The 21,929-nt window shown below is 69.0% G+C and carries 20 protein-coding genes and 1 tRNA gene; 7 read left to right on the plus strand and 14 right to left on the minus strand.

Features of this window, described 5'->3' with window-relative positions; translation table 11 throughout:
- Nucleotides 1-155: 155 nt before the first annotated feature.
- Nucleotides 156-1,976, minus strand: a complete 1,821-nt coding sequence (locus GCG21_RS03925) for an MDR family MFS transporter (RefSeq protein WP_370517257.1) — start codon at nucleotides 1,974-1,976, stop codon at nucleotides 156-158.
- A 94-nt stretch (nucleotides 1,977-2,070) separates the two neighbouring features.
- Here GCG21_RS03925 and GCG21_RS03930 point away from each other — a divergent pair, with 94 nt between their 5' ends.
- From GCG21_RS03930 to GCG21_RS03940, 3 genes are all read left to right on the plus strand, one after another.
- Nucleotides 2,071-2,784, plus strand: coding sequence for a TetR/AcrR family transcriptional regulator (locus tag GCG21_RS03930; RefSeq protein ID WP_152817940.1), 714 nt, complete (start codon nucleotides 2,071-2,073; stop codon nucleotides 2,782-2,784).
- Nucleotides 2,785-2,929: 145 nt separating this feature from the next.
- Entirely contained in the window at nucleotides 2,930-4,684 is a 1,755-nt protein-coding gene (locus tag GCG21_RS03935; RefSeq protein WP_370517258.1) for an ABC transporter ATP-binding protein, read from the plus strand.
- A complete protein-coding gene (locus GCG21_RS03940) occupies nucleotides 4,681-6,780 on the plus strand; it encodes an ABC transporter ATP-binding protein (RefSeq protein WP_370517259.1) in 2,100 nt (699 codons plus the stop codon). The genes GCG21_RS03935 and GCG21_RS03940 overlap by 4 nt, the downstream gene beginning before the upstream one ends.
- A gap of 376 nt (nucleotides 6,781-7,156) precedes the next feature.
- Here the strand turns inward: GCG21_RS03940 and GCG21_RS03945 are convergent, their stop codons facing one another.
- From GCG21_RS03945 to GCG21_RS03980, 8 genes are all read right to left on the minus strand, one after another.
- A complete protein-coding gene (locus tag GCG21_RS03945; protein WP_152818036.1) occupies nucleotides 7,157-7,615 on the minus strand; it encodes a ribose-5-phosphate isomerase in 459 nt (152 codons plus the stop codon).
- 55 nt (nucleotides 7,616-7,670) lie between these two features.
- The gene (locus tag GCG21_RS03950; protein WP_152817942.1) at nucleotides 7,671-8,783 is read right to left on the minus strand and encodes a RuBisCO large subunit C-terminal-like domain-containing protein; all 1,113 of its coding nucleotides are present in this window, start codon (nucleotides 8,781-8,783) and stop codon (nucleotides 7,671-7,673) included.
- Entirely contained in the window at nucleotides 8,777-10,516 is a 1,740-nt protein-coding gene (locus GCG21_RS03955) for a dihydroxyacetone kinase family protein (protein WP_152817943.1), read from the minus strand. The genes GCG21_RS03950 and GCG21_RS03955 overlap by 7 nt, the downstream gene beginning before the upstream one ends.
- 38 nt (nucleotides 10,517-10,554) lie before the next feature.
- A complete protein-coding gene (locus tag GCG21_RS03960) occupies nucleotides 10,555-11,115 on the minus strand; it encodes an SIS domain-containing protein (protein WP_152817944.1) in 561 nt (186 codons plus the stop codon).
- 1 nt (nucleotide 11,116) lies between these two features.
- Nucleotides 11,117-12,175, minus strand: coding sequence for an ABC transporter permease (locus GCG21_RS03965; RefSeq protein ID WP_152817945.1), 1,059 nt, complete (start codon nucleotides 12,173-12,175; stop codon nucleotides 11,117-11,119).
- A gap of 20 nt (nucleotides 12,176-12,195) precedes the next feature.
- Nucleotides 12,196-13,224, minus strand: a complete 1,029-nt coding sequence (locus GCG21_RS03970) for an ABC transporter permease (protein WP_152817946.1) — start codon at nucleotides 13,222-13,224, stop codon at nucleotides 12,196-12,198.
- Complete coding sequence (locus GCG21_RS03975; protein WP_152817947.1) at nucleotides 13,221-14,771, minus strand: sugar ABC transporter ATP-binding protein; 1,551 nt, start codon at nucleotides 14,769-14,771, stop codon at nucleotides 13,221-13,223. Before GCG21_RS03975 ends, GCG21_RS03970 begins: the two co-directional genes overlap by 4 nt.
- A 93-nt stretch (nucleotides 14,772-14,864) precedes the next feature.
- A complete protein-coding gene (locus GCG21_RS03980; RefSeq protein WP_152817948.1) occupies nucleotides 14,865-15,914 on the minus strand; it encodes a substrate-binding domain-containing protein in 1,050 nt (349 codons plus the stop codon).
- 343 nt (nucleotides 15,915-16,257) lie between these two features.
- Here GCG21_RS03980 and GCG21_RS03985 point away from each other — a divergent pair, with 343 nt between their 5' ends.
- From GCG21_RS03985 to GCG21_RS03995, 3 genes are read left to right on the plus strand one after another with little or no spacing between them, the layout of a single operon-like run.
- Complete coding sequence (locus tag GCG21_RS03985) at nucleotides 16,258-17,205, plus strand: carbohydrate kinase family protein (protein ID WP_152817949.1); 948 nt, start codon at nucleotides 16,258-16,260, stop codon at nucleotides 17,203-17,205.
- Nucleotides 17,206-17,257: 52 nt separating this feature from the next.
- The gene (locus GCG21_RS03990) at nucleotides 17,258-18,058 is read left to right on the plus strand and encodes a DeoR/GlpR family DNA-binding transcription regulator (RefSeq protein WP_194164922.1); all 801 of its coding nucleotides are present in this window, start codon (nucleotides 17,258-17,260) and stop codon (nucleotides 18,056-18,058) included.
- 56 nt (nucleotides 18,059-18,114) lie between these two features.
- Nucleotides 18,115-18,750 carry a class II aldolase/adducin family protein gene (locus tag GCG21_RS03995; protein WP_227993107.1) on the plus strand — a complete coding sequence of 212 codons (636 nt, stop codon included), beginning with the start codon at nucleotides 18,115-18,117 and terminating at the stop codon, nucleotides 18,748-18,750.
- A 370-nt stretch (nucleotides 18,751-19,120) separates the two neighbouring features.
- Here the strand turns inward: GCG21_RS03995 and GCG21_RS04000 are convergent, their stop codons facing one another.
- From GCG21_RS04000 to GCG21_RS04015, 4 genes are all read right to left on the minus strand, one after another.
- The gene (locus GCG21_RS04000) at nucleotides 19,121-19,315 is read right to left on the minus strand and encodes a DUF6186 family protein (RefSeq protein ID WP_152817951.1); all 195 of its coding nucleotides are present in this window, start codon (nucleotides 19,313-19,315) and stop codon (nucleotides 19,121-19,123) included.
- Nucleotides 19,306-19,944: a hypothetical protein gene (locus GCG21_RS04005; protein WP_152817952.1), complete on the minus strand. Its 639-nt coding sequence runs from the start codon at nucleotides 19,942-19,944 to the stop codon at nucleotides 19,306-19,308. The genes GCG21_RS04000 and GCG21_RS04005 overlap by 10 nt, the downstream gene beginning before the upstream one ends.
- Nucleotides 19,945-19,988: 44 nt before the next feature.
- Entirely contained in the window at nucleotides 19,989-20,582 is a 594-nt protein-coding gene (locus tag GCG21_RS04010) for a TetR/AcrR family transcriptional regulator (RefSeq protein ID WP_152817953.1), read from the minus strand.
- A 107-nt stretch (nucleotides 20,583-20,689) separates the two neighbouring features.
- Nucleotides 20,690-21,028 carry an SPW repeat protein gene (locus GCG21_RS04015; RefSeq protein ID WP_370517260.1) on the minus strand — a complete coding sequence of 113 codons (339 nt, stop codon included), beginning with the start codon at nucleotides 21,026-21,028 and terminating at the stop codon, nucleotides 20,690-20,692.
- A 60-nt stretch (nucleotides 21,029-21,088) separates the two neighbouring features.
- Between GCG21_RS04015 and GCG21_RS16600 the strand changes: the two genes are divergently transcribed.
- On the plus strand, nucleotides 21,089-21,631 hold the full coding sequence (locus GCG21_RS16600; RefSeq protein ID WP_227993110.1) for a DUF433 domain-containing protein: 543 nt from the start codon (nucleotides 21,089-21,091) through the stop codon (nucleotides 21,629-21,631).
- A 148-nt stretch (nucleotides 21,632-21,779) separates the two neighbouring features.
- On the opposite strand, the gene GCG21_RS04025 is transcribed toward GCG21_RS16600, so the two are convergent.
- Nucleotides 21,780-21,863, minus strand: a tRNA-Leu gene (locus tag GCG21_RS04025).
- Between the last annotated feature and the right edge of the window lie 66 nt (nucleotides 21,864-21,929).

A 21,929-nucleotide genomic window follows, 5' to 3' on the forward strand; every position in this document is an offset into this window, starting at 1 on the left:
CCGGAACCCTGAACCGACACCCGACCAGGGCCTAAGCCCTGAACCGACGCCCGACCAGGGCCAGATCGTTGATCCGCGCCGGGATTTCAACCCTTCGGCCCTGGTCGACGTCAGGTAGCCACCCGCGGCCGCCCGCGGTCACCCCCGGCGGGGCGTCACTCGGCCCGGTCGACGAGCACACCGCGCTCGAGCAGGTCTGCCTTCGCTGCGTCTCCTGTGTCCACCGTGTCCGCTGCGTCCACTGAGTCCACTGCGTCCACTGCGTGCGCTGTGTCCCCTATGTCTCGTGTGTCTCGTGTGTCTGCTGTGCCTCCCGCGACCGCTGCGTCCATGACAGCCGCTGCGCCCGCTGCATCCTCAGCATCCTCAGCATCCTCGGCATCCTGGGCGGCGTCCTCGGAGAGCACCTCCTCGACCTGCTGCCCGGCCGGCTCGTGCAGGGTGTCGCGCAGGGGCAGCTTCTTGATGAACAGGGTGGCGAGGAAGGCGATGAGCACGATCGGCGTGGCCACGACGAAGACCTGATGGAGGGCGTCCGACATGCCCATGCGGACCGCGTCGACGATCGGGCCCGGCAGGTGCGCGAGCTTGTCGGGGTCGAGCACGCTGCTCGCATCCATGCCGCCGATCGCGCCCGCATCGGCCCCCGGGGGCAGATGCCCGGCGATCGCCGGGCCCATGCGGGAGGTCATGATCGTGCCGAGGATCGCGATCCCCACGGTGCCCCCGGCGCTGCGGAAGAACTGCACGGCCGAGGTGGCCACGCCCATATCGCGCATCGGCACCTTGTTCTGCACCACGAGCACATAGGTGCTCATCCCGGTGCCGAGGCCGAGGCCGAGCACGACCATCGCGATCCGCAGGTGCCAGATCGGGTCGCCGTAGGAGAGGTCGACGAGCAGGAGGAAGCCGACCACCATGAGCAGGTTCCCGGTGAGCATGAAGCCCTTGTACCTGCCCGTGCGGGTGATGAGCAGCCCGACCCCCACGCTCACGAGGATCATCGCGAGCGACATCGGCATGACGATGAGGCCCGAGTTCGTGGCGTTCACACCCATGACGCCCTGGGCGTAGACCGGGATGTAGAAGATGGAGCCGAACATGCCCATCGCGATGACGAACGAGGCGATGTTCGCGGCGGTGAAGGTGCCGTCCCGGAACAGGTGCAGCGGCATCACCGGCTCCTTCGCCCGCAGCTCCACCGGGATGAAGATCGCCAGCATCACGAAGCCGAGGATGTACGCCCCGAGCACCTCCCACGAGCCCCACGGGTAGGTGGTCCCGCCCCATGAGGTCGCGAGCAGGATGGCGACGAGCGCGACCGTGAGGAGCGAGATCCCGGCCACGTCGAGCTTCGCCTCCCGCCGGGTGTGCGGGAGGTGGAGGTTCTTCACGATGAAGACGAGGGCCGCGATGCCGATCGGCAGCGTCACGTAGAACAGCCAGCGCCAGCCCCAGTGGTCGGTGATGAATCCGCCCGCGAGCGGCCCGGCCACCGACGTGATGCCGAAGACGGCGCCCATGATGCCCTGGTACTTGCCGCGCTGCCGGGGCGGGATGATGTCGCCGATGATCACCTGCGACAGCGGCATGAGGGTGCCCATGCCCAGACCCTGGATCACCCGGGCGCCCACGAGCCACCAGAAGTTCCCGGCCAACCCGGCGAGCACCGTGCCCAGCATGAACAGCACGAGGCCCCAGATGTAGAAGACCCGGCGCCCGTACAGGTCCGAGAGCTTGCCCACGACGGGCACGATGACGGCCGAGGCGAGCATCGCCGAGGTCGCCAACCAGGAGTAATAGGACATGCCGCCGAGCTCGGCCACGATGATCGGCATCGCGGGCGACACGATCGTCTGGCTGCCGGCGGCCACGAGCATGCCGAGCATGAGGCCGATGAACACCCGCTTCGACTCGGGTGTGAGGGTGAAACCGGCCGGCTGTTGGGACGTCCTGGAGACGGGGGTGGCTGTCACGAGGGGGCGGGATCCTTCCGAAGTGCGAGCCCTCATGCTAGAACCGTCATTGCAGATTGTGCAAACATTCATCGCATGCATATATTGGGTTGTGATGAACATCGCCGCGCATGAGGACCGCCCCGGCCTGCGGGAGCGCAAGAAGCGCGCCACCTGGGCCGCGCTCCACCGCGCCGCGCTCACCCTCGTGGACTCCCGCGGCCTCGACCAGGTGACCGTCGACGACATCGCCGCGGCCGCCGACGTCTCACCCCGCACGTTCTTCAACTACTTCCGCACGAAGGAGGATGCGCTCACCGGGGTCGACCCCCACTACGTGGACGAACTCGTGACCACGCTCCGCGACCGGCCGGAATCCGAGTCGCCCGTCGCCGCCTGCCGCGCCGTGCTGCTGTGGGACTGCGAGCGCGTCCTGCGCGGTGAGGACCTCTGGGAGAAGCGGGTCCGCGTGGCCACACGCCATCGCGACCTCTTCCAGTCCGCTTGGGCGACCTCCGCCCACCTGGAGATCGAGCTCACCCGCGCCCTGGCCCACCGCATGGGCCTCGATCCCAAGCGCAGCCCCCTGCCGGGGATCCTCGCCGGCACGACCATCGTCGTGCGCCGGAGCGCCGTGCGCACGTGGGTTCTCGGCGGCTTCACGCAGGGCTACCGGGACGTGCTCGACTCCACCCTCGCCCAGCTGGTCCACCTCGCCGCCCTCGATCCGGCCACGACCGGCTCGAGTCCCCAGAGTCCCCCGAGTACGCCGAGTACGCCGCGTACGCCGAGTACGTCGAGTACGCCTGGGCCTCCCCCGCCCGCGTGAGCGCGCGCCGGCGCCTCATCCGAAATATGGATTGCGCCGCGGCGGCGAAGCCCGAACAATAGACCGTCGCACCATCACGCCATTCCGTCCCGAAACACCTCCCCCTCCCGACGCCTCGCGCCGATCGCCCCCATTGGATGAAACCGTGTCACTCCTGCACCTGGCCTGGAGCCACCTCAAGCCGTATCGCGGCTGGGCGCTCCTGGTCATCCTCTTCCAGCTCATCGCCACGATCGCCGCACTGCTGCTCCCGAGTCTCAACGCCGAGATCATCGACCGGGGCATCGCGCTCGGCGACGTCGACTTCATCTGGTCCACGGGCGTCTGGATGCTGTTCGTCTGCTTCGTCCAGGCCGTGAGCGCCGTGCTCGCGGTCTACTTCGGCGCCCGCACGGCCATGGCGCTCGGGCGGGACATCCGGCGCAGCGTGTACCGCCAGGTCGACCGGCTCTCCGCCCTCGACCTGGGCCGGTTCGGCTCGGCCACGCTCATCACCCGCGGCACGAACGACGTGCAGCAGGTGCAGATGCTCGTGCTCATGACCTTCAACTTCATGGTCACCGCGCCGATCATGTGCATCGGCGGCATCATCATGGCGCTGCGCGAGGACGTCGGCCTGTCGTGGCTCGTGTGGGTCTCGGTGCCGCTGCTCGTCGTCGTCGTCGGTCTGCTCGTGGGCCGCCTCATGCCGCTCTTCCGACAGATGCAACACCGCATCGACGGCATCAACGGCGTGCTGCGCGAACAGATCATGGGGATCCGCGTCGTCCGTGCGTTCGTGCGGGAACCGCACGAGACCAAGCGCTACGACGACGCCAACGAGGCGCTGACGAACGTCTCGGTGCGCGTGGGGAACATCTTCGTGCTCATGTTCCCGATCATCATGATGGTCCTGCACGTGGCCACGGCCGCCGTGCTGTGGTTCGGCGGCTACCGGGTGGAGGCCGGCCAGATGGAGGTCGGGGCGCTCACCGCGTTCCTGCAGTACCTGCTGCAGATCCTCATGGCGGTCATGATGGGCGTGTTCATGACGATGATGATCCCGCGCGCGGTCGTCTGCGCCGAGCGCATCGAGGAGGTGCTCGAGACGGAGCCGTCCATGGACTCCGCCGGACTCACCGACGACCTCGCGGCCCAGCTCACCGCCGAGGGGTCCGGTCGGGTCGAGTTCTCCGGCGTCTCCTTCGGCTACCCGGGGGCGGAACGACTGGTGATCGACGACGTGAGCTTCGTGGCCGAACCGGGCCACACGACCGCGATCGTCGGCTCGACCGGCTCGGGGAAGACGACGCTGCTCCAGTTGGCCTCGCGGATGTTCGACCCCGCCTCGGGCGAGGTGCGCATCAGCGGGGTCCCGCTCACCGCGCTCACGACCGAGGACCTCGCGGGCGTGGTCGCCGTCGTACCGCAGAAGCCGTACCTGTTCTCCGGCACGATCGCCACGAACCTGCGCTTCGGCCGCACGGACGCCACGGACTCCGAGCTGTGGGAGGCGCTGCGCGTGGCCCAGGGCGAGGACTTCGTCCGGGACCGCCCCGGCGGGCTCGATTCCGGGGTGTCCCAGGGCGGCACGAACGTCTCCGGCGGGCAGCGCCAGCGGCTGTGCATCGCCCGGGCGCTCGCCGCGCGGCCCCGGGTGTACCTGTTCGACGACTCGTTCTCGGCCCTCGACGTGGCCACCGACGCCCGGCTGCGCGCCGCGCTCGCGGAGGCGACGACGGACGCGACCGTCATCATCGTCGCCCAGCGCGTGGCGACGATCCGCGACGCCGATCAGATCCTCGTGCTCGACGCGGGCGTGCTCGTCGCGCGCGGCACCCACGACGAGCTGCTCACCACGAGCGAGACCTACCGCGAGATCGTGGAGTCCCAGCTCAGCACCGAAGGAGCCGACCGATGACCCGGGAGGACGCGCCGGCCGAGGGCCCTCTGAACGAGGTGCCCGAGGAGGAGTTCATGGGCGGCGACACCGACATCTTCAGCGAGGGCCCGCCGCCCCGGAAGGCCCGGAACTTCTGGTCCTCCGCGAAGCGGCTCGCCGGCCTCATCCGGCCGGAGCGGGTGCTGTTCTCCCTCGTCATCGCGCTCGTGGTCGTCTCCGTGGTGCTCACGGTCATCGCCCCGAGGATCCTCGGCCAGGCGATGGACGTCATCTTCTCCGGGTTCATCGGCTCGAAGCTGCCCGCGGACGTGAGCCTGGACGAGCTCATCGCGCAGGCGCAGGCGAGCGGGAACGGCCAGTACGCCGAGATGCTCGGCAAGTCCGGGGTGGTGCCCGGGCAGGGGATCGACTTCGGCCTGCTCGGCGAGAAGATCCTCATCGTGCTCTCGCTGTACATCGTGGCCTCGGTGCTCATGTGGGCCAGCGGCTACCTGCTCAACCGCATGGTCATGCGGATCGTGTACAGGCTCCGGGCCGATATCGAGACCAAGCTGAACAACCTGCCGCTCTCCTATTTCGACACCCGCCAGCGCGGCGACCTGATGAGCCGCGTGACGAACGACGTGGACAACATCCAGCAGGCGTTGCAGCAGGGCTTCAGTCAGCTCGTCCAGTCGGCGCTGCAGGTCGTCGGGATCGCGATCATGATGTTCGTCGTGTCCTGGCAGCTCGCGCTGCTGGCCCTCGTGGCGCTGCCGCTCAGCGCGATCATCGCCGGCACGGTCGGCGCCCGTTCCCAGAAGCGCTTCCAGGCCCAGTGGAAGGAGACCGGCTCCCTCAACGGCCACATCGAGGAGACCTTCTCCGGGCTCGAGCTCGTGCGGATCTTCGGGCGCTCCCGGGAGATGATCGCCGAGTTCGACGAGCGCAACGAGCGGCTGTTCAAGGCCTCGTTCGGCGCCCAGTTCCTCTCCGGCTCGATGATGCCGCTCATGCAGTTCACGTCGTACCTGACGTATGTGCTCATCGCCGTCGCCGGCGGGCTGCGGGTGGCCTCGGGGCACCTCACCCTCGGCGACGCGACGGCGTTCATCCAGTATTCGCGGGAGTTCTCCCAGCCGCTCGGGCAGATCGCCGGGCTCGCCCAGATGATCCAGTCGGGCGTCGCCTCCGCCGAGCGCACCTTCGAGCTTCTGGACGCCGAGGAGCAGGTTCCCGAGGTCGTCACCGCCGAGCTGCCGCGCCGGACCGACGGGCACGTGGCGTTCGAGCACGTCTCGTTCTCCTACGACCCGGACACGCCGCTCATCGACGACCTCTCCCTCGAGGTGCAGCCCGGCCAGACCGTGGCGATCGTGGGGCCCACCGGCGCCGGGAAGACCACCCTGGTCAACCTCGTCATGCGCTTCTACGAGCTGAACTCGGGCCGCATCCTGCTCGACGGGGTGGACATCACCGCGCTCAGCCGCCACGCCGTGCGCTCCCGGGTCGGGATGGTGCTCCAGGACGCGGTGCTCTTCGAGGGCACGATCGCCGAGAACATCCGTTACGGGCGCCTCGACGCCACGGACGAGGAGATCGTCGAGGCGGCCCGGGCCACGATGGTCGACCGCTTCGTGCGGCAGCTCCCGGACGGCTACGACACGGTCGTGGACGAGGACGGCGACGCCGTCTCCGCCGGCGAGCGGCAGCTGCTCACGATCGCCCGGGCGTTCATCGCGAACCCGTCGCTGCTCATCCTCGACGAGGCTACGAGCTCGGTCGACACCCGCACCGAGCTGCTCGTGCAGCACGCCATGAACGCCCTGCGCACCGATCGCACGAGCTTCGTGATCGCCCACCGGCTCTCGACGATCCGCGACGCGGACCTCATCCTCATGATGGAGTCCGGCCGGATCGTTGAGCAGGGCACCCACACCGAGCTCCTCGAGGCCCGCGGCCCGTACCACGACCTGTACATGACCCAGTTCCTCGGGGCTGCCGTCGACATCGACGCCGATCCCGACCTCGCGCCGGTCGGAGCGGCCGCGCCGCCGGCCGCCGCGGGGGCCCCGGGAACGGAGCCGAGCGGCGCGCCCGCCGAGGGGGCGCAGACCGGGTCCGAGGAGGGCTGATCACTCCTGGCCCGTGAGCGCTGCCGGCCACCCGCATCCCACGCACCTCCCGACGCCTGCCCACCCCACCTTCGTCGAAGGGCCGGCACCCGCGTGGGATCGGCCCTTCGACGCGTTCGCGCAGGGACGGTACAGCTCGCCCAGGGTGCGGCCTGCCGCTATCGTGACCGCCTCGGTCAGCCATCAGAGCTCAGCAGCCACAGGTCGGCGGCCGGCGGTGAATGGGTGAAGAGCGAAAGGTGGACCTCAGCGCGAGCCCCTGCGGCGGCCGCGTGGGCCCCATCACCGTCCGCTCCAGGCACGTGCCGACGGCGCGGCTCTCATCCCAGGTGGCTGAGCGGCGGTCACCGGCGCCCCGACGCGCCGGTGGATCCGGCTAGGAGGTCTCGTAGTCGCGGATACGTGCCACCTTCTCAGCCGATGCCGACGTGTCGTCGAAGCGGTAAGCGAGCCATTCGGATGCCAGCCGGCGGGCGAGCTCGAGGCCGATGACCCGCTGACCAAAGGTCAGCACCTGGGCGTCGTTGGACAGGACCGACCGCTCCACCGAGTAGGAGTCGTGAGCCGTCACCGCCCGGACCCCGGCCACCTTGTTCGCCGCGATTGCCACCCCCATGCCGGTGCCGCAGATCAGCAACGCCCGGTCGACCTCGCCGCGGGCGACCTTCTCTGCCGCCGCAATGGCGACGTTCGGGTAGTACGTGCCGTCGTCGGCGGCGCCGACGCCCACATCGACGACGACGGCGACGCGTGCATCTCCCTGGAGGTCCCGCTTGATGGCCTCCTTGTACTCGAAGCCGGCGTTGTCCGCGCCGACGGCAATTCTGAAGGTCATGGTGATCGTGTCCAATCGCTTGAGGGTCTATCGATTCGTGGATCGTGCCGGTGCGTCAGGCTTGCGTCGCGAGGCGCTCGACTGCACCCCGCAGCGCACTCGCATTCGTTCGTAGGTCGCCGCGATGGAGCGCGCCACCGACCAGATACGCGGCGTCGGCGCCGTAGGTGTCGTACAGAGCACCCACCCGCTCGATCGACATGCCGCCGCCGGGCACGGGCATCGACGTCTCGACCGTCCCGAGCGGGCGGCGGCACTCATCCCGGATCCGCTCGCATTCCGCCGCGCTCGGGCCGAACCGGCCTCCATGGCTGACGAACACGCACAGGTCCGCCCCGCACAACCGATTCAGCAGGCCGTAGATCAGCCCCGGCTCGAAGCCGTGGCTTCCCCGTGCGGTCAAGGAGCCGAGGCCCGCGGGGTGGGAGATGACCGGCAGCCCGATCGAGGGGTCGCTCGCGAGCACACGAACCATCTCGAAGGAGGAGAGTCCGGGAAGTGCGAGCAGAGCACCGGCGCCCGCCTCCCGCGCCGCGTGGGCGCAGTCGACCACGCGGTCGAGCGGAACGTTGAGAGACGGCGCATAGAGCGCCGACCGACCTGTCCGCTCGTTGGCCTCGGCAACGGCCTCGGCGCACCGGACGAGCCGCTCGCGCCAGCGAGCCCACGGCTGATCAGCCAGGCCATGGTCGTCTTTGATGACGTCGATGCCGGCACCGGCTAGCAGGCCCGCATGGGCCGCGAGCTCGGGTGCCGGCATGCCCATCGGCTTGAGTGCGGTCATGAGGAGCGGACGTTCGGCCGCGCCGACGAGCCTGCGGACCCCGAAGGTCCCGAAGCGGGGCCCGGGCAGGGAGTCGAGAAGCGTCCGCGGCGGCTCGATAGAGACCACCCGAACGTCATCCATGAGCGAGACGTTGCCCCAGACGACGTTGAGGAACTGGGTCACTGCGCCATCGGCCTCGAGGATCCTCGGGTCATAGGAGAAAGTCACCCGATCACCGGCGACTTCCTCGACCCGGCCGACGAGCGTCTCCCGAATCCACTCCCGCGCCAAATCATGCGGGAACTCGATGGTCTGCTCGACCCTGATCGCCTCGATGGTCCCGGACAGGTCGGCGGAGCCGAGCCGGTACGTCACATACAGACGTTCGGGATCGGTCAGCACCGTTCGTCCTCTGCTGCGAGGCTGGCGACCACAGCACGAGCGATGAGGGCGAAGGAGACCGCGCCAGGATCGGGCGCCCCCCGGCTCCGGCCGGCGTTGGGGCGGGCTCGGCCGATCCTCGGCTCAAGGTCGGCCGTCGCCTGAGCCGCGGCCTCAGCAGCGCGCACCGCCGCCTCCGCTGCACCCGGTCCCGAGCCGATCTCGGCGCCGAGGGAGGCCGAGAACGGAGCCATCGCATCGAGCATCGTCTTGTCTCCCACCCGGGCTCCGCCGAGCCCTCCGATGGTTCCCACGAACTCCTCGACCGCGGCGGCGACCCTCGCCGGGTCGACATCGCCATCCCCGAGCCGCCGCCCCGCGGCTCCGAGTGCCGAGCCCCACAGCACACCGGACGTACCGCCCGCTGCATCCGCCCACGCCTCGCCCGCGCGCGCGATCGTGGTGCCGAGCCCGGCGCCGGCACCGGCCGCCTCCCGAGCACCGACGCACGCGGCGCTCACCCCGCGCGTCATGCCACGGCCGTGGTCACCGTCACCGGCGACGGCGTCCAGCCGCCCCAGCTCGGCCTCGTTCGCCCGGATCGCGGCAAGCGCCTTCTCGGCGGCGCGCACCGCACTGCGCGCATGCTCCAGGGAGGCGGCCGTGGCCTCGGGGATCTCCACCACGTCCGCGGCTTCCTCGGCCCCGGCGCCGTCCTCGACCGATGCCGGGGTCGGTGTCTGGGCCGATGCCGATGCCACCGTTGTCCCGCGCCGCCAGGCGGGCGTGTCGCAGGCGGCGCGCCATAGCGGTTCGAGTTCATCGTTCAGCCAGGTGATCGTGAGGGAGACGCCGCCCATGTCGAGGCTGGTCACGATCTCGCCCACCTCAGGCTCGACCAGGTCGTAACCGGCCGCGGTGAGCAGGGGGGCGATCTCCGCCCAGAGCAGGAAGAGCTCCTCGTACTTCGTGGTTCCCAAGCCGTTGAGCACGACGGCGATCCGCCGATCGTCACCGGGATCCTCGGCGAGCAGGGGCTCGACCAGGTGGTGGGCGATGTCCGCGGCAGTGCCGAGCTCGACGGTCGTGATGCCGGGTTCGCCGTGGAGCCCGAGACCGATCGCCATCGTGCCTGCCTCGACCGTGAAGAGCGGCTCGGCCTTGCCAGGCATGGTGCAGCCCGACAACCCGATCCCCACCGTCCGGGTGCGGTTGTTGGCCAGGTTACCGAGCCGTTCGACCTCGTCGATCGGCGCACCGGTCTCGGCGGCCGCGCCTAGGACCTTGAAGACCGTGAAGTCCCCGGCGATCCCCCGTCGGCGCGAGATCTCGTCCGTGCCCGCCGCATGGATGTCATCCGTCACGACGACCTGACGCGCGTCGACCCCCGCGTCGAGGAGGGCCTGCGTCGCCATCCCGAAATTCATGACGTCGCCCGCGTGGTTTCCGTATGCGAAGATCACCCCGCCTCCGCGCTCCGAGGCCCGAGCGACCGACTGCGCGTACTGGGCCGACGGGGCGCTGAAGATGTTGCCGACCACGGCGCCGTCCGCGAAGCCGGGACCGACCCAGCCGGCGAAGGCGGGATAGTGTCCGGTCCCGCCGCCGACGAGAACGGCGACCTTTCCGTCCGGTCCGGGGGAGCGCCGGACGACTCCGCCGCGGACTGCGCGGACGTATCGCTCGTTGACCATGCAGAACCCGCGCATGGCATCCTCGGTGAACGTGGCCGGGTCGTTGTGGATCTTCGTCATCGTCACTCCATGCTCGGAAAGGGTCGCCCGTGCTCGGGCTACTCGAAGTTGCGGTGCCGGGCGGCCAGGGCATCGAAGTCGAGGCCGCGCGCCTCGACGAGCCGGAGCACGATGAGGTCGAACATCAGCCCCGTCGCCTGCTCGAACAGGCTGCCCATCGGTTGGATCGAGGTCACCAGGTCGCCGCTGCCTCGGTAGACCGTGGCCGGGATCGCGATCGTCAGATCCGCCTCCCGCGAAGTGCGCCCATCGGGCACGCCGGTGACCACGAGGGTCTGTGCGCCCGCCGCGCGCACCTGCTCGAACACGTAGTCGAGGTGGCCGATCGCGCCCGAACCGTTGACGAGGAGGAACGTGTCTCCCTCGGCGACGTTCGGCGTCGTGTCGTCCCAGCCCCAATGGCACTCGAAGCCCAGGTGCATGAGCCGCATGGCGAATCCGCGCGCGGCGAGGCCCTCGCGGCCGACCCCGAGCACGAAGACGCGACCCGCACGCTCGAGCGCGGCCACGAGCGCGTCGATCCGGGTGGCATCGATCCGGCCGAGCGTCTTGCCGAGCTCGCCGAGGACCGTGCGCGCGTCCGCCTGGAAGTCCGACATCTCAGGCCTCCGCGTCCACGAGCGTCTGCTGCGGGCCGGCGATCGGCGGTGTGCCCGGCTCCTTCTCGCGACTGCGCCGGCCCGAGCGGATGTTGAGCACGTGGTGGATCACCATGATCACGAGCAGCGCGGCGCCCCAGATGAAGGTCTTCATATAGGGGTCGAACCGGAGGATCGTGAACGCACTCTGCAACGATTGGAGCAACACGAGGCCCAGCACGAGGCTCGCGACCCGACCGCGCCCACCGTAGGGGTCGAACCCGGCGAGGACGACGACGAGGATCGCCTGCAGCAGATAGGACTCGCCGAAGCCGACGCGCGCGGAGTTGACGCGCGAGACCATGATCATCGCCGCAACGCCGACGATGAGGCCGATGAGCACGTAGGTGATGATGACGAGCCGCTCGTTGCGAACCCCCGTGAACCGCAGGGCGACGTTGTTCTCGCCGTAGAGGTAGATCCGTCGGCCGGTCCGCGTCCGTCGGAGCATGAAGCCGACGACTACGAACACGAGCGCCATGACCACGAACACCACCGGGACCGTGGCCACCGTGGCGACCCCCAACTCGGCGAAGCCCGGGATCGTCACCGGTACGCTCTGTCCGTCGGTGATCACCATGCCCACTCCCGCGAAGAAGATGAGCGTCGACAGCGTCGCCAGGATGGGCGGCACGGAGACCTTGGCGATGAGGAGGCCGTTGAGGAGTCCACACGCCATCCCGGTCACGAGCATCGCGACCGCGCCGAGGACCATGACCATCGACTCGTTCCCCGGCGTGATGGCGACGACATCGCCCGCGAGGAACTTCGTGCCGACGATCCCCGCCAGAACCGCCGCCGAGACGATCGACAGATCGATCCCGCCGAGCAGCATCGCCAGGCCCATCGCCAGGGCGAGCAGGCCAAACTCGGCCACTTGGGTGCCCATCGACTGGAGATTGCCGGCCGAGAGGAACCGGCCGCCCAGCGTGGCGATGAGCACCACGAGGGTCGTCAGGGTGAGCACGCTGATCACCGAGAGGTTCCGGTCCTGCGAGAACTTTCGCACGACTGCGTTCATTGTCTGTCTCCAGTTCTGGGTCACGCCGCGGCGAAGACGAGGTTCTTGCGATCACTCAGGCGCTGACGGCGGTACATGACGCCCAGGCTGATGAGGAGCACGGTTCCGAAGAAGAGGCCGTTCCACGAGGAGCTGAGCCCGAGGAAGACGAGGGTCGCGCCGAACAGCCGGAAGATCACGACACCGAGGAAGGCACCGAGGATCGTGCCCTCACCGCCTGTGAGCTTGGCCCCGCCGATGACCACGGCCGCGATGATGAAGAGCTCATCCCCGATGAGCGACGTGGGATTCACGTACTTCAGCTCGGAGAAGTAGAGGATCCCCATCATCCCGGCCAGCGCGCCGGTGTAGCAGTACACGAAGAGCTTGGTCCGCAGCACGTTGATGCCGAGGCGCTGCGCGGACTCCTCACTCGAGCCGATCGCGAAGACGGACCGGCCCAGCATCGTGCGATAGAGCAGGAACCAGGTGAGCACGGCCACCGCGAGCACGATCGGCAGGAAGACGGTCAGACCGAACACTCCTGAGTCGGTGCTGATCGTGACGAGGTAGCTCGATCCAAACTCCACCAACGAGGCGGGCATCTGGCCGACCGAGTACGACGTCGTGCCGAGCAGCACCGCCATGAGGCCGTGGTAGACGCTCATCGTTCCCAGCGTCACGATAAGCGTCGAGAGCTTGAGGTAGTGGATGAGCAGCGCGTTGAAGGCGCCGAGCAGGAGGCCGACGACCACCGCGACGATCAGGGCGAACAGGATGTCGTCCACCCCGAGCGCCAGCATCGTCCTGACCGAGATGTAGCCGGAGACGACGGCGACGGCGGTGAACGAGACGTCGATCCCGCCCGAGACCAGCACGACCAGGACCCCGAGGGCGAGCAGCATGACGCCGGAGCCGCTGTAGATCATGTCGAACAGGGTTTCGACGCTGAAGAACAACGGGTTCTTGAGCGCGACGATCACGACGTACGCCACGATGATGGCGCCGAGGTACTTCTCCATGCCCGTCGCACGACGGTTCATGATCGCTCGGAAGGGTGAGCTTCTCATCGGGTCTCTCCTGGTGCAAGGGCCTGAGCACTGGTGGGATCGGCGATGACGTCCGCGAGCCGCTCCGTGAATCCGGGCAGACGACGGTCGTCGTCGCCGAAGGTCGCGATCACGTCGCCCTCGTGCATGACGATGACGCGATTGCAGTTCGCGACGATCTCCTCGGGCTCGTCCGAGATGAGGACGACGCCCATTCCGGCGGCGGTCAGGGCCTGGATCTGGTCGTAGATCTCGGCCTTGGAGCCGATGTCGATCCCGACCGTCGGACTGTCGAGGATGAACACGGCCGGATCCGTGGCGATCCACTTGCCGATGACGACCTTCTGCTGATTGCCACCGGACAGCCGCCCGGCGATCGCGTCCGGGTTCTTGTTGTTCACGCGCATCTCGTCGATGACGCCCGTGGCGATGTCGTCTTCCGCCTTCTGATCGAGCGTGCGCCACCGGGTGAGGATCTTGTCCAGCTGAGGCGACGTCGAGTTGATCGCGGTGCTTTGCTCTCCGAAGAGCCCCTGGGTGCCGCGGTCCTCCGGCACGAGGGCGATGCCGAGATCGATGGCATCCCAGGGTTGCTCGATCCGCACGGCCCGGCCGTTCACCAGGATCTCGCCACTGTCGGGCTTGTTCAGGCCGTACAGGCTCAGGGCGAGTTCCGTACGCCCCGCCCCGAGCAGGCCCGTGAGGCCGACGATGTCCCCCGCGCGCACGGCGAAGCTGATGTCGCGGTAGTTCCCCCGGCGGGTGAGGTTGCGGACCTCGAGCAACGGCGGCCGGGTCGCGTCGTCGGGCCTGGGGAAACGCTCGAACTCGTTGTACAGCACCTCTCGGCCGGTCATGTGGTAGCTCAGCGACGCCGAGTCCAGGTCCTCGGCCGCGAAGTCGCCGACCTTGGCGCCGTCCCGGAAGACCGTGATCGTGTCGGCGATCTCGAAGACCTCGTCCAGCTTGTGACTGATGAAGACGATCGCGAGGCCCGACTCCTTCAGCTCGTGGACGATCGTCAGGAGTCGCTTGACCTCCTTCGTGGTCAGCGCCGTGGTCGGCTCGTCCATGAAGAGGATGCGCGCGTCCAGGCTCAGGGCCCGGGCGATCGCGACGAGTTGCTTGTTCGCCATGGACAACGTGCCCACCGGCGCATCGAGAGGCAGGTCCACGCGCATCCGCTCGAGCTGCACGGCGGCGATCTCCTGCTGGCGTCGCCGGCTGACGAGACGGGCGCCATGGTGCAGCATCGCGTTCATGGCGATGTTCTCGGCGACGCTCAGGTGGTCGAAGAGTGATAGGTCCTGGTAGATCACCTGGACGCCGGCCGCGATCGCAGCGCGTGGATCATTCGCCTCGATCCGGCGGCCGTTGACCGTGGCGGTGCCGCCCGTAGGCGCGTACACGCCCGAGACGATCTTGACGAAGGTGGACTTGCCGCTGCCGTTCTCGCCGGCGAGGCAGCGGACCTCGCCTCTGGCGATCGTCACGTCGACGCCCTTGAGGGCGCGAACATCGCCAAACGAGATCGACAGGTCCTCCGCCACGAGGATGGGATCACTCATGCGAACTCTTTCCGGGAATGGGGGCATCGCGCCCCGAGGTGGGCGGTGCCGGGCGGGTCCGGGCCGTGGGGCCCGCCCGGCGCGGTCAGACGATCAGAACGGATAGCCGTCCGGGAACTGCCCCTTCTCGAGCATCATGATCGCGTCGCCGACGACCATCTCGCCGTCGACCGTGACCGACTCGTAGCCCTCAAAGCCGAGGTCGATGCCGGACTCGATCGTCTCGCCCTGGAGGAGCTTGAGCGCGAGCACGTTGCCCGCATAGCCGGCACCGGCGGGGTTCCAGGTCTGCGCGGAGTAGGTCCAGCCCTCCTCGAGATAGGGCCCGGCGACCGACGGCAGCGACAGGCTCGACACGGTGACGTGGGTGTTGTTCTTCTCCTTGAGTACGGCCGAGAAGTTCGCCCCGGCCGACACCGAACCGTTGACGAAGCCGTCGAGGTCCGGGTAGGCGCGGAGGATCTCCAAGGCGTTCGCCCGGGCGGTCGCGTCGTCGTTGTTGTCCTCGTACGGCTGCGCAGTCACCGGCGTGATCTCGGGATAGTTCTCCTCGAGGTAGGCGATGCCGGCGTTGTACCAGGCCATGTGGGTCTCGGAGGTGAGCGAGCCGACCATGCCGACGAACGTGCCCTCGCCGCCCATGCCCTCCGCGAGCTTCTCGAACATCCGCTCGCCGAACACCGCGTTGTCGAACGCCTCGAGGTCGTAGTCGACCGCCTCGGTGCCCGCGAGGGCGGGCGCCTCGTGCGTGATGACCACGATGCCGCGCTCACGCGCCTTGGTCAGCGCCGGCTCCAACGCCTGCGGGTCGTTCGGGACGACCACCATCGCGTCGACGTTCTGCGCGATCAGGTCTTCGATGATCTGTACCTGCTTCGCCGCATCCTCCGTGTCCGGGCCGATCTGCCAGGCGTCGACCTCCTCGCCGAGGTCCTCGTCGAACTGCTCGACGCCGTTCGCCATCGCCTCGAACCACGAGATACCGTCGACCTTGGGAACCGTGGCGATCTGGTACGGGCCGTCCTTCCCCTCGCCCGACGGTGCACCGCCGTCCTGGCTGCCGGTGGTGCCGCAGGCGGCGAGTGCTCCGATCGCCCCCAGGGCGGCGATGCCGCTGAGCGCCGTGCGGATACGAACCTTCATGGGTTCTCCTTCGAACTGTCGTGGGCTGTGCAGCAGTCCCAGTTGTAACGTCGCTGTCACAGTAATGAGTCAATTGTAACGCGTCAAGTCACAGGATGATCACGATGGAACCGCACTGTACCGGTGCTACATCCGCATTATGGCGCGGATCCAACCGGACAGTGGTCGATCGGCACGTAGATGTGATTTACTCAGGTCGGCTGTTACATCGCGGTCCGCCCGACGTGACACCGCACACGCGCCGGTCACTCGGGCCGGACGTTGAGAGCGGGCGCACAGCGTGCGCCTGGGGACGAAAGCCCCGGTCCGACGACGCCCCGCCCACCCGACGAGAGGAAGTCACATGTCACAGGTCGTCTCCTTCGGCGCGCACATCGCGGACGCGCTCGGCTGGCCCTTCACCGCCGTGCCGCCCGGACAGCAGCTCAGCTTCCTCGAGGAGATCAAGTTCACGGTCGCCGGCACGGCCGCGGCACCCTCGGTCAACCTCGCGAAGCTCGGTGTGGACGTCACGACGGTCGGGCGCGTGGGCGACGACACGATCGGCGAGTTCGTCCGCACCACCATGGCTCGCTACGGCGTGAACACCGAGCACCTGCTCGTCGACCCGGCGCTGCAGACCTCCGCGAGCCTCCTGCCCATCCGAACCGACGGATCCCGCCCCGCGCTGCACGTCATCGGCGCGAACGCCGCACTGACGGAGGACGACGTGCCGTGGGACGTCGTCGGTGAGGCGAGCGTCTTCCATCTCGGCGGGGCGTTCATCCTGCCGGGGATCGACGGCGCCCCCATGGCCCGCATCCTGCAGCGCGCGAAGGCGTTGGGAGCGACGACGACCGTCGACTTCCTCATGAGCCCGCGACCGGACGCCCAGGAGCTCATCGCCCCAGCCCTGCCGTTCATCGACTACGTCATGCCGAACATCGAGGAGGCAGGGTGGCTCGTCGGCACGGAGGAGCGCGGTGAGATCATCGGCTGGCTGCACGAGCACGGCGTGGGGTGCACCGTGCTGACCCTGGGCGGCGACGGCGTGAGCATCGCGCCGGCCGGCGCCGAGGAGGTCGTGCTGCCCGCCTACGCGATCGACGTCGTCGACACGACGGGGTGCGGAGACGCGTTCACCGCGGGCTTCATCTCCGGACTCCTCGAGGGACTGTCGCCCGCCGAAGCAGCCGAACGCGGCCTCGCCTGTGGCAGTCTCGTTGCTACCGGATTGGGATCGGACGCCGGGATCGTGGATCTGGCTCAGGTCGAGGAGTTCCGCGTCGCACACCCCCGACTCTCGAGCTGATGACCCACGGCACGCACACCGTTTCGAGACCACAGCGCCAGAGGAGAAGAACTTGGACGACGACGTGAGCCGCGACCACACCGAGACGAATCCACGAGCGAAGGGCGATCGGCTCGAGTACATCACGAGTGCGGTGCGCGAATCCGGCTTCGTTAACGTCGACCGGCTCGTCGACTCCCTCGGCGTCAGCCGGATGACGATCCATCGCGACCTGCACGAACTCCAGGAGCTGGGGGTTCTGCGCAAAGTCCGCGGTGGTGCCTCCGCGCAGCGGTCGACCGGCTTCGAGAGCGACCTGCTGTACCGGCGCGGCCACTCGGTCGAGGAGAAGCAGCGCATCGCCGCCGCTGCGGCCGAACTGGCCTCCGACGGCGACGTCGTCATCATCGACGACTCGACCAGCGCCCTCGCGGTGGTGCCGCACCTCGTCCAGCGCGATCCGCTGACGATCATCACGAACTGCCTACCGGTCATGCAGGGGGCGAGCGCCCACCCGCACGTGAAGCTCATCGGCCTCGGCGGACAGTTCATCCCGGGTTACGGCGCATTCCTCGGGATGATGTGCGAGGGCAACCTCGAGGACCTCTACGCCGACGTGCTGTTCGCCTCGACCTCCTCGCTGCGGGGGGCGACGCTCTACCATCAGGATCAGCGGGTGGTCACCACCAAGCGGGCGATGGTGGCCGCCGCCCGGCGCCGGGTCCTGCTCATGGATCACACGAAGTTCGCCCGGGGCGCCCTCTATCGGCTCGGCGAAGTCTGCGAGTTCACGGACGTCATCGTCGATGACGGCGTGCCGGAGGCGGACCTCCAACCGATTCGCGACGAGGGCGTCAACGTGCTCGTCGCCTGACCAGTCGCGCATCCGCCGCGCACGGCCTCATCCTCTTCACGTCCTTGGGGGACACCTTGACCATCATCTTGACTCCGACCGAGCACCATCTCATCGAACAACTCGTCGACGCCGGGAACGTGGCCGTCACTCGCGGCCTGGTCCACGCCACCGGCGGCAATCTCTCGGCCCGCGAACCCGGATCCGACCGATTCCTCGTCACCGGGGCCGCCACCCAGTTGGACCGGCTCACGCCCGCCGACTTCACCGTCGTGTCGCTGTCCGGGCGGCGGCTCGGCGGCGCCGACCGCCCCTCGAGCGAGTGGAAGCTCCACCAGCGCACCTACGTCGAGCGCTCCGACGCCGGGGCGATCGTGCACGTCCACCCGCAGTACGCGGTGCTGCTCGACGCCCTCGACCTGCCGATCCGCCACCTGACGCTCGACCACGCCCACTACGTCGCGTCGATCGGCCAGGTGCCGTTCTTCCCGAACGGGTCGGACGAACTGGCCGACGGGGCCGCCGCCCAGGCGCACGATCACAACTGCATCGTGCTCAGCAACCACGGCTGCTCGACGATCGGGGACGACGTCCTCATGGCACTGCGGCGTGCCCTCCTGCTGGAAGAGTCGGCGACCATGACCTTCCGCGCGCTGCAACTGGGCGACCGGACCACGACCTTCGGCGAGGGCATCCGACTCATGCACGCGTAGTCGCCCTCGCGTCACCTCAGCTCACCTCACCTCAATTCACGAGGACGGTCGGGAAAGGCGCACTTCGCGCTGGTGTGGCTCACGGGTGGGGCGGACCTGCTCGTCCGGGCCTGGCGGGGGCGGGGGAACGGCCGAGCCCGCCGGAAGGGGTCGGGCTCGAACGGGTCGGGGCCGCCCGCGGCCGCGTCGGCGCGAAGGAAGGGGCCGGCATACAGGTGCGGAGGGGGCAGGCGCGGTCGGACAGTTCGGCACCGAGACCCTCGACCGGGCCCGATCACTCAAGAACAGGCTGGCCGGCGGGCTCCGCGCATTCCACCGAGCCGTCCGGGACGACGACGTGCGGGATGACGCATGAGGCACTCGACTCGGCTCAGCTGACCAGGAAGTGCCACCCGAGCCACCACCAGAACACGAGCAGCGTGATGCGGGCGGCCCGGGCGGAGAGGATCGAGTCGAGCAGCCCGGCGACCGGCGTCACCCGATCCGGATGGCGGTGCGACCAGGCGGTCAGGGCGAGGGCCGCGGCGAGGCAGAGCGAGTAGACGGCGATCGTGATCAGACGCATCGGTCCTCCCCCGTCCGCCAAGCGCGGATCAGGAGGCCTGCGCCGCCCGCGAGCCAGATCGCCGCGAAGGCCGCCTTCCCCGCGAAGGTGTCGAGAATCGGGTCGAGGACGTCGGAGATCGAGGGCATGATCCCGTCGGCCAGCACGCCCCAGCGCCAGGTGAGGTAGGCCGTCAGCTCCCATAGCCCGGCGACCACGATGATCGCGCCCCAGGCGCGCCCCGCCCGCCGCAGCCCAGGGTCGCCGCGCTCGTCGCCCCGCCTGTGGTCCACGGCGGGAGCCGGTTCGTTCAGTCCACTCCGCCCGCGTGGCCAGCCGCCGAGGACCGCGACGGTGACGGTCGCGGCGCCGAGCAGACACACGACGACTCCGGCGCCGAGGCCGTGCCGCGGGGTGAAGGTGAGCACGAGGAGGGCCGCGAGCGCCGTCCCCACGATCGCTGAGATCGGGGCCCGCCCCGCGAGGGCGTGCCGCGGGCGCCGGGGCGAGCGGGTCTGCACAGCGGCCAGGACGATGGCGACCGCGAAGAAGATCGCATCGGCCCAGGCCGCGCGGATCACGTCGACGGCGGTGACGAGCGTGAGCACGACGAACGGCGCGAGCCAGGAGCGCGACGACGTCACTGCCATGGATCGACTGTACCGCCGGCCCCGTCACGCCCCCGCCGGCCCCGTCACGCCCCCGCCGGCGCGGCACGCAGTCCCGCGGTGAGCAGCTGCGCGACCGCGCGCAGGTTCGCCACGGCATGGATCGCCCCGCGACCGTCCCCCTCGCCCCCGAGCGGGCGGGCCGTGATGAGCGCGGCCCACGCCGCCGCCGCTGCCCGGATCACGTCCTCGTTGATGTGGCCCGGCAGGCTGGCCGCCAAGGCGCGTTGGATCGAACCGTTCAGTGCCTGCCGGTAGCGCGTGAGCGCGGCGAGCACCTCGGGCCGCGTATGCGACTCGTGCCAGATGATCTCCCGCAGGATCTCCGATTCGGCGTGGTTGCGCAGTACCCGCTCACTCAGGTTCATGAGGGTCTGAGCCGGATCGCCCCGCACGGTGAGCGGCCCCGTGTCGAAGGGCGCCACCACGAACCGCTCCTCCAGGAGCGCGCCGAGGATGTCCGGCTTGGTCGGGAAGTAGTAGAAGAGCAGCCCCTTCGGCACGCCCGCGGCGTGCGCGATGCGCGCCGTCGACGACCCGTCGAAGCCACGCTGGGCGAAGAGCACAGCCGCAGCGTCGAGAATCCGCTCACGGGCGCGGGTGCCGACCTCGGCGCGCATCTCGCCCTCCGTTCAGTTGTCGGAATCCCCCGAGTTCTCGGGCGTTCCTCGATTCGGCGACGGGCACGTGGGCGGTGGTCTCCCACCGGCCCCGTGCCGATCGTCGATCACGCGTGCGCGACCTGGCCGCCGCCGTGCGTCGTGTGGTGCACCTTCTCCGCGGGCGCGAGCGCCCACAGGCCGGCGATCACACCGACACCTCCGCAGATCCATGAGGTCCAGGCGGGACCGGACATGCCGGCGTAGCTCGTCACCCATGGGGAGATGAACAGCAGCGCCGAGAGCACTGCGAGTATCCACTCCATCGATACGAAGCCCGGCGCGGCCAGGCTCCATAGCCCTGCGATGATCATCAGCACGCCCAGCACGATCATCAGGGAGACCGTCGCGCCGGTACGCGGGGTCGTCCAGATGCTTGCCAGGGCCGCATACAGGCCGGCGGCCACCGCCACCCAGTCCTGCCATCGTGTCCACCTCTTCATCGAACTCATCCTCCTTCTCGTCAGATGGCTCCCGAATCGGGGGTCGTTTTCGATGGTACACACGCACTTGACCGGTCGGTCAAGAGCCTCGGGTTGCTTCAGTTCAACGCGATCCGTCACGTTCCGGCTTCCAACTGCGCCACACCGGCCGACACTCGAACGCTCTGGACTCCCTCGCCGCCTCGTGATCACTGGAACCGTGCCGGCCGCGGCACCGGCAAGCAACGCTGCCACAGCCCCATCGACCGCAATCACTCCTCGGGGCCGGGCCGACGGCTTCGCCTCGGGACCTGCCCCATCCGCAGCCGCGATGCGTACGCTTCGACCATGAGCAATGTCGTCAGCCGACTCGACCGGATCACGGTCGACCCGTCGATCTGCCATGGCGCCCCGACAATCCGCGGCATGCGACTGCGCGTGCACGACGTCCTCGAACTGCTGGCCTCCGGCATGACCTACGAAGAGATCCTGACCGACTACGACGAGCTTGAACGAGACGACATTCTCGCCGTTCTGGAGTTCGCCGCACTCGACTCCGCCGGCCGTCGCCAACGCGTCGTGGCGTGAGTGCGATCCGCGTCGATCGGCAGGGGCCGACCGCGTCGCAGCACACCTCGAGCCACGCCCGGCGCTGAGCGCGCGTCGGCATAGAAGACGACGAAAGGCCTCCGCCCTGCGAATCGTCTCCGCAGGCCAGAGGCCATTTCTTCACTCGTGCGCGAGGGGGGACTTGAACCCCCACGCCCTCACGGGCACACGGACCTGAACCGTGCGCGTCTGCCAATTCCGCCACTCGCGCGAGCGCCGCGGTCGCCCGCAGCGTCGAAAGCCTAACACGTGCCCGGGCGAGCCCCGGACCGGGCGA

The sequence above is a fragment of the Pseudactinotalea sp. HY160 genome, assembly GCF_009372055.1.
GTDB lineage: Bacteria > Actinomycetota > Actinomycetes > Actinomycetales > Beutenbergiaceae > HY158.

Bases quoted from the DNA above. Each gene is read 5' to 3' on its own strand.
- GCG21_RS03970 (WP_152817946.1), bottom strand. From the start codon at position 13,224: ATGAGAAGCTCACCCTTCCGAGCGATCATGAACCGTCGTGCGACGGGC.
- GCG21_RS03940 (WP_370517259.1), top strand. From the start codon at position 4,681: ATGACCCGGGAGGACGCGCCGGCCGAGGGCCCTCTGAACGAGGTGCCC.
- GCG21_RS03960 (WP_152817944.1), bottom strand. From the start codon at position 11,115: ATGTCGGACTTCCAGGCGGACGCGCGCACGGTCCTCGGCGAGCTCGGC.
- GCG21_RS04005 (WP_152817952.1), bottom strand. From the start codon at position 19,944: ATGGCAGTGACGTCGTCGCGCTCCTGGCTCGCGCCGTTCGTCGTGCTC.
- GCG21_RS04000 (WP_152817951.1), bottom strand. From the start codon at position 19,315: ATGCGTCTGATCACGATCGCCGTCTACTCGCTCTGCCTCGCCGCGGCC.
- GCG21_RS03945 (WP_152818036.1), bottom strand. From the start codon at position 7,615: ATGACCTTCAGAATTGCCGTCGGCGCGGACAACGCCGGCTTCGAGTAC.
- GCG21_RS03980 (WP_152817948.1), bottom strand. From the start codon at position 15,914: ATGAAGGTTCGTATCCGCACGGCGCTCAGCGGCATCGCCGCCCTGGGG.
- GCG21_RS03965 (WP_152817945.1), bottom strand. From the start codon at position 12,175: ATGAACGCAGTCGTGCGAAAGTTCTCGCAGGACCGGAACCTCTCGGTG.
- GCG21_RS16600 (WP_227993110.1), top strand. From the start codon at position 21,089: ATGGCTCCCGAATCGGGGGTCGTTTTCGATGGTACACACGCACTTGAC.
- GCG21_RS03975 (WP_152817947.1), bottom strand. From the start codon at position 14,771: ATGAGTGATCCCATCCTCGTGGCGGAGGACCTGTCGATCTCGTTTGGC.
- GCG21_RS03930 (WP_152817940.1), top strand. From the start codon at position 2,071: ATGAACATCGCCGCGCATGAGGACCGCCCCGGCCTGCGGGAGCGCAAG.
- GCG21_RS03985 (WP_152817949.1), top strand. From the start codon at position 16,258: ATGTCACAGGTCGTCTCCTTCGGCGCGCACATCGCGGACGCGCTCGGC.
- GCG21_RS03955 (WP_152817943.1), bottom strand. From the start codon at position 10,516: ATGACGAAGATCCACAACGACCCGGCCACGTTCACCGAGGATGCCATG.
- GCG21_RS04010 (WP_152817953.1), bottom strand. From the start codon at position 20,582: ATGCGCGCCGAGGTCGGCACCCGCGCCCGTGAGCGGATTCTCGACGCT.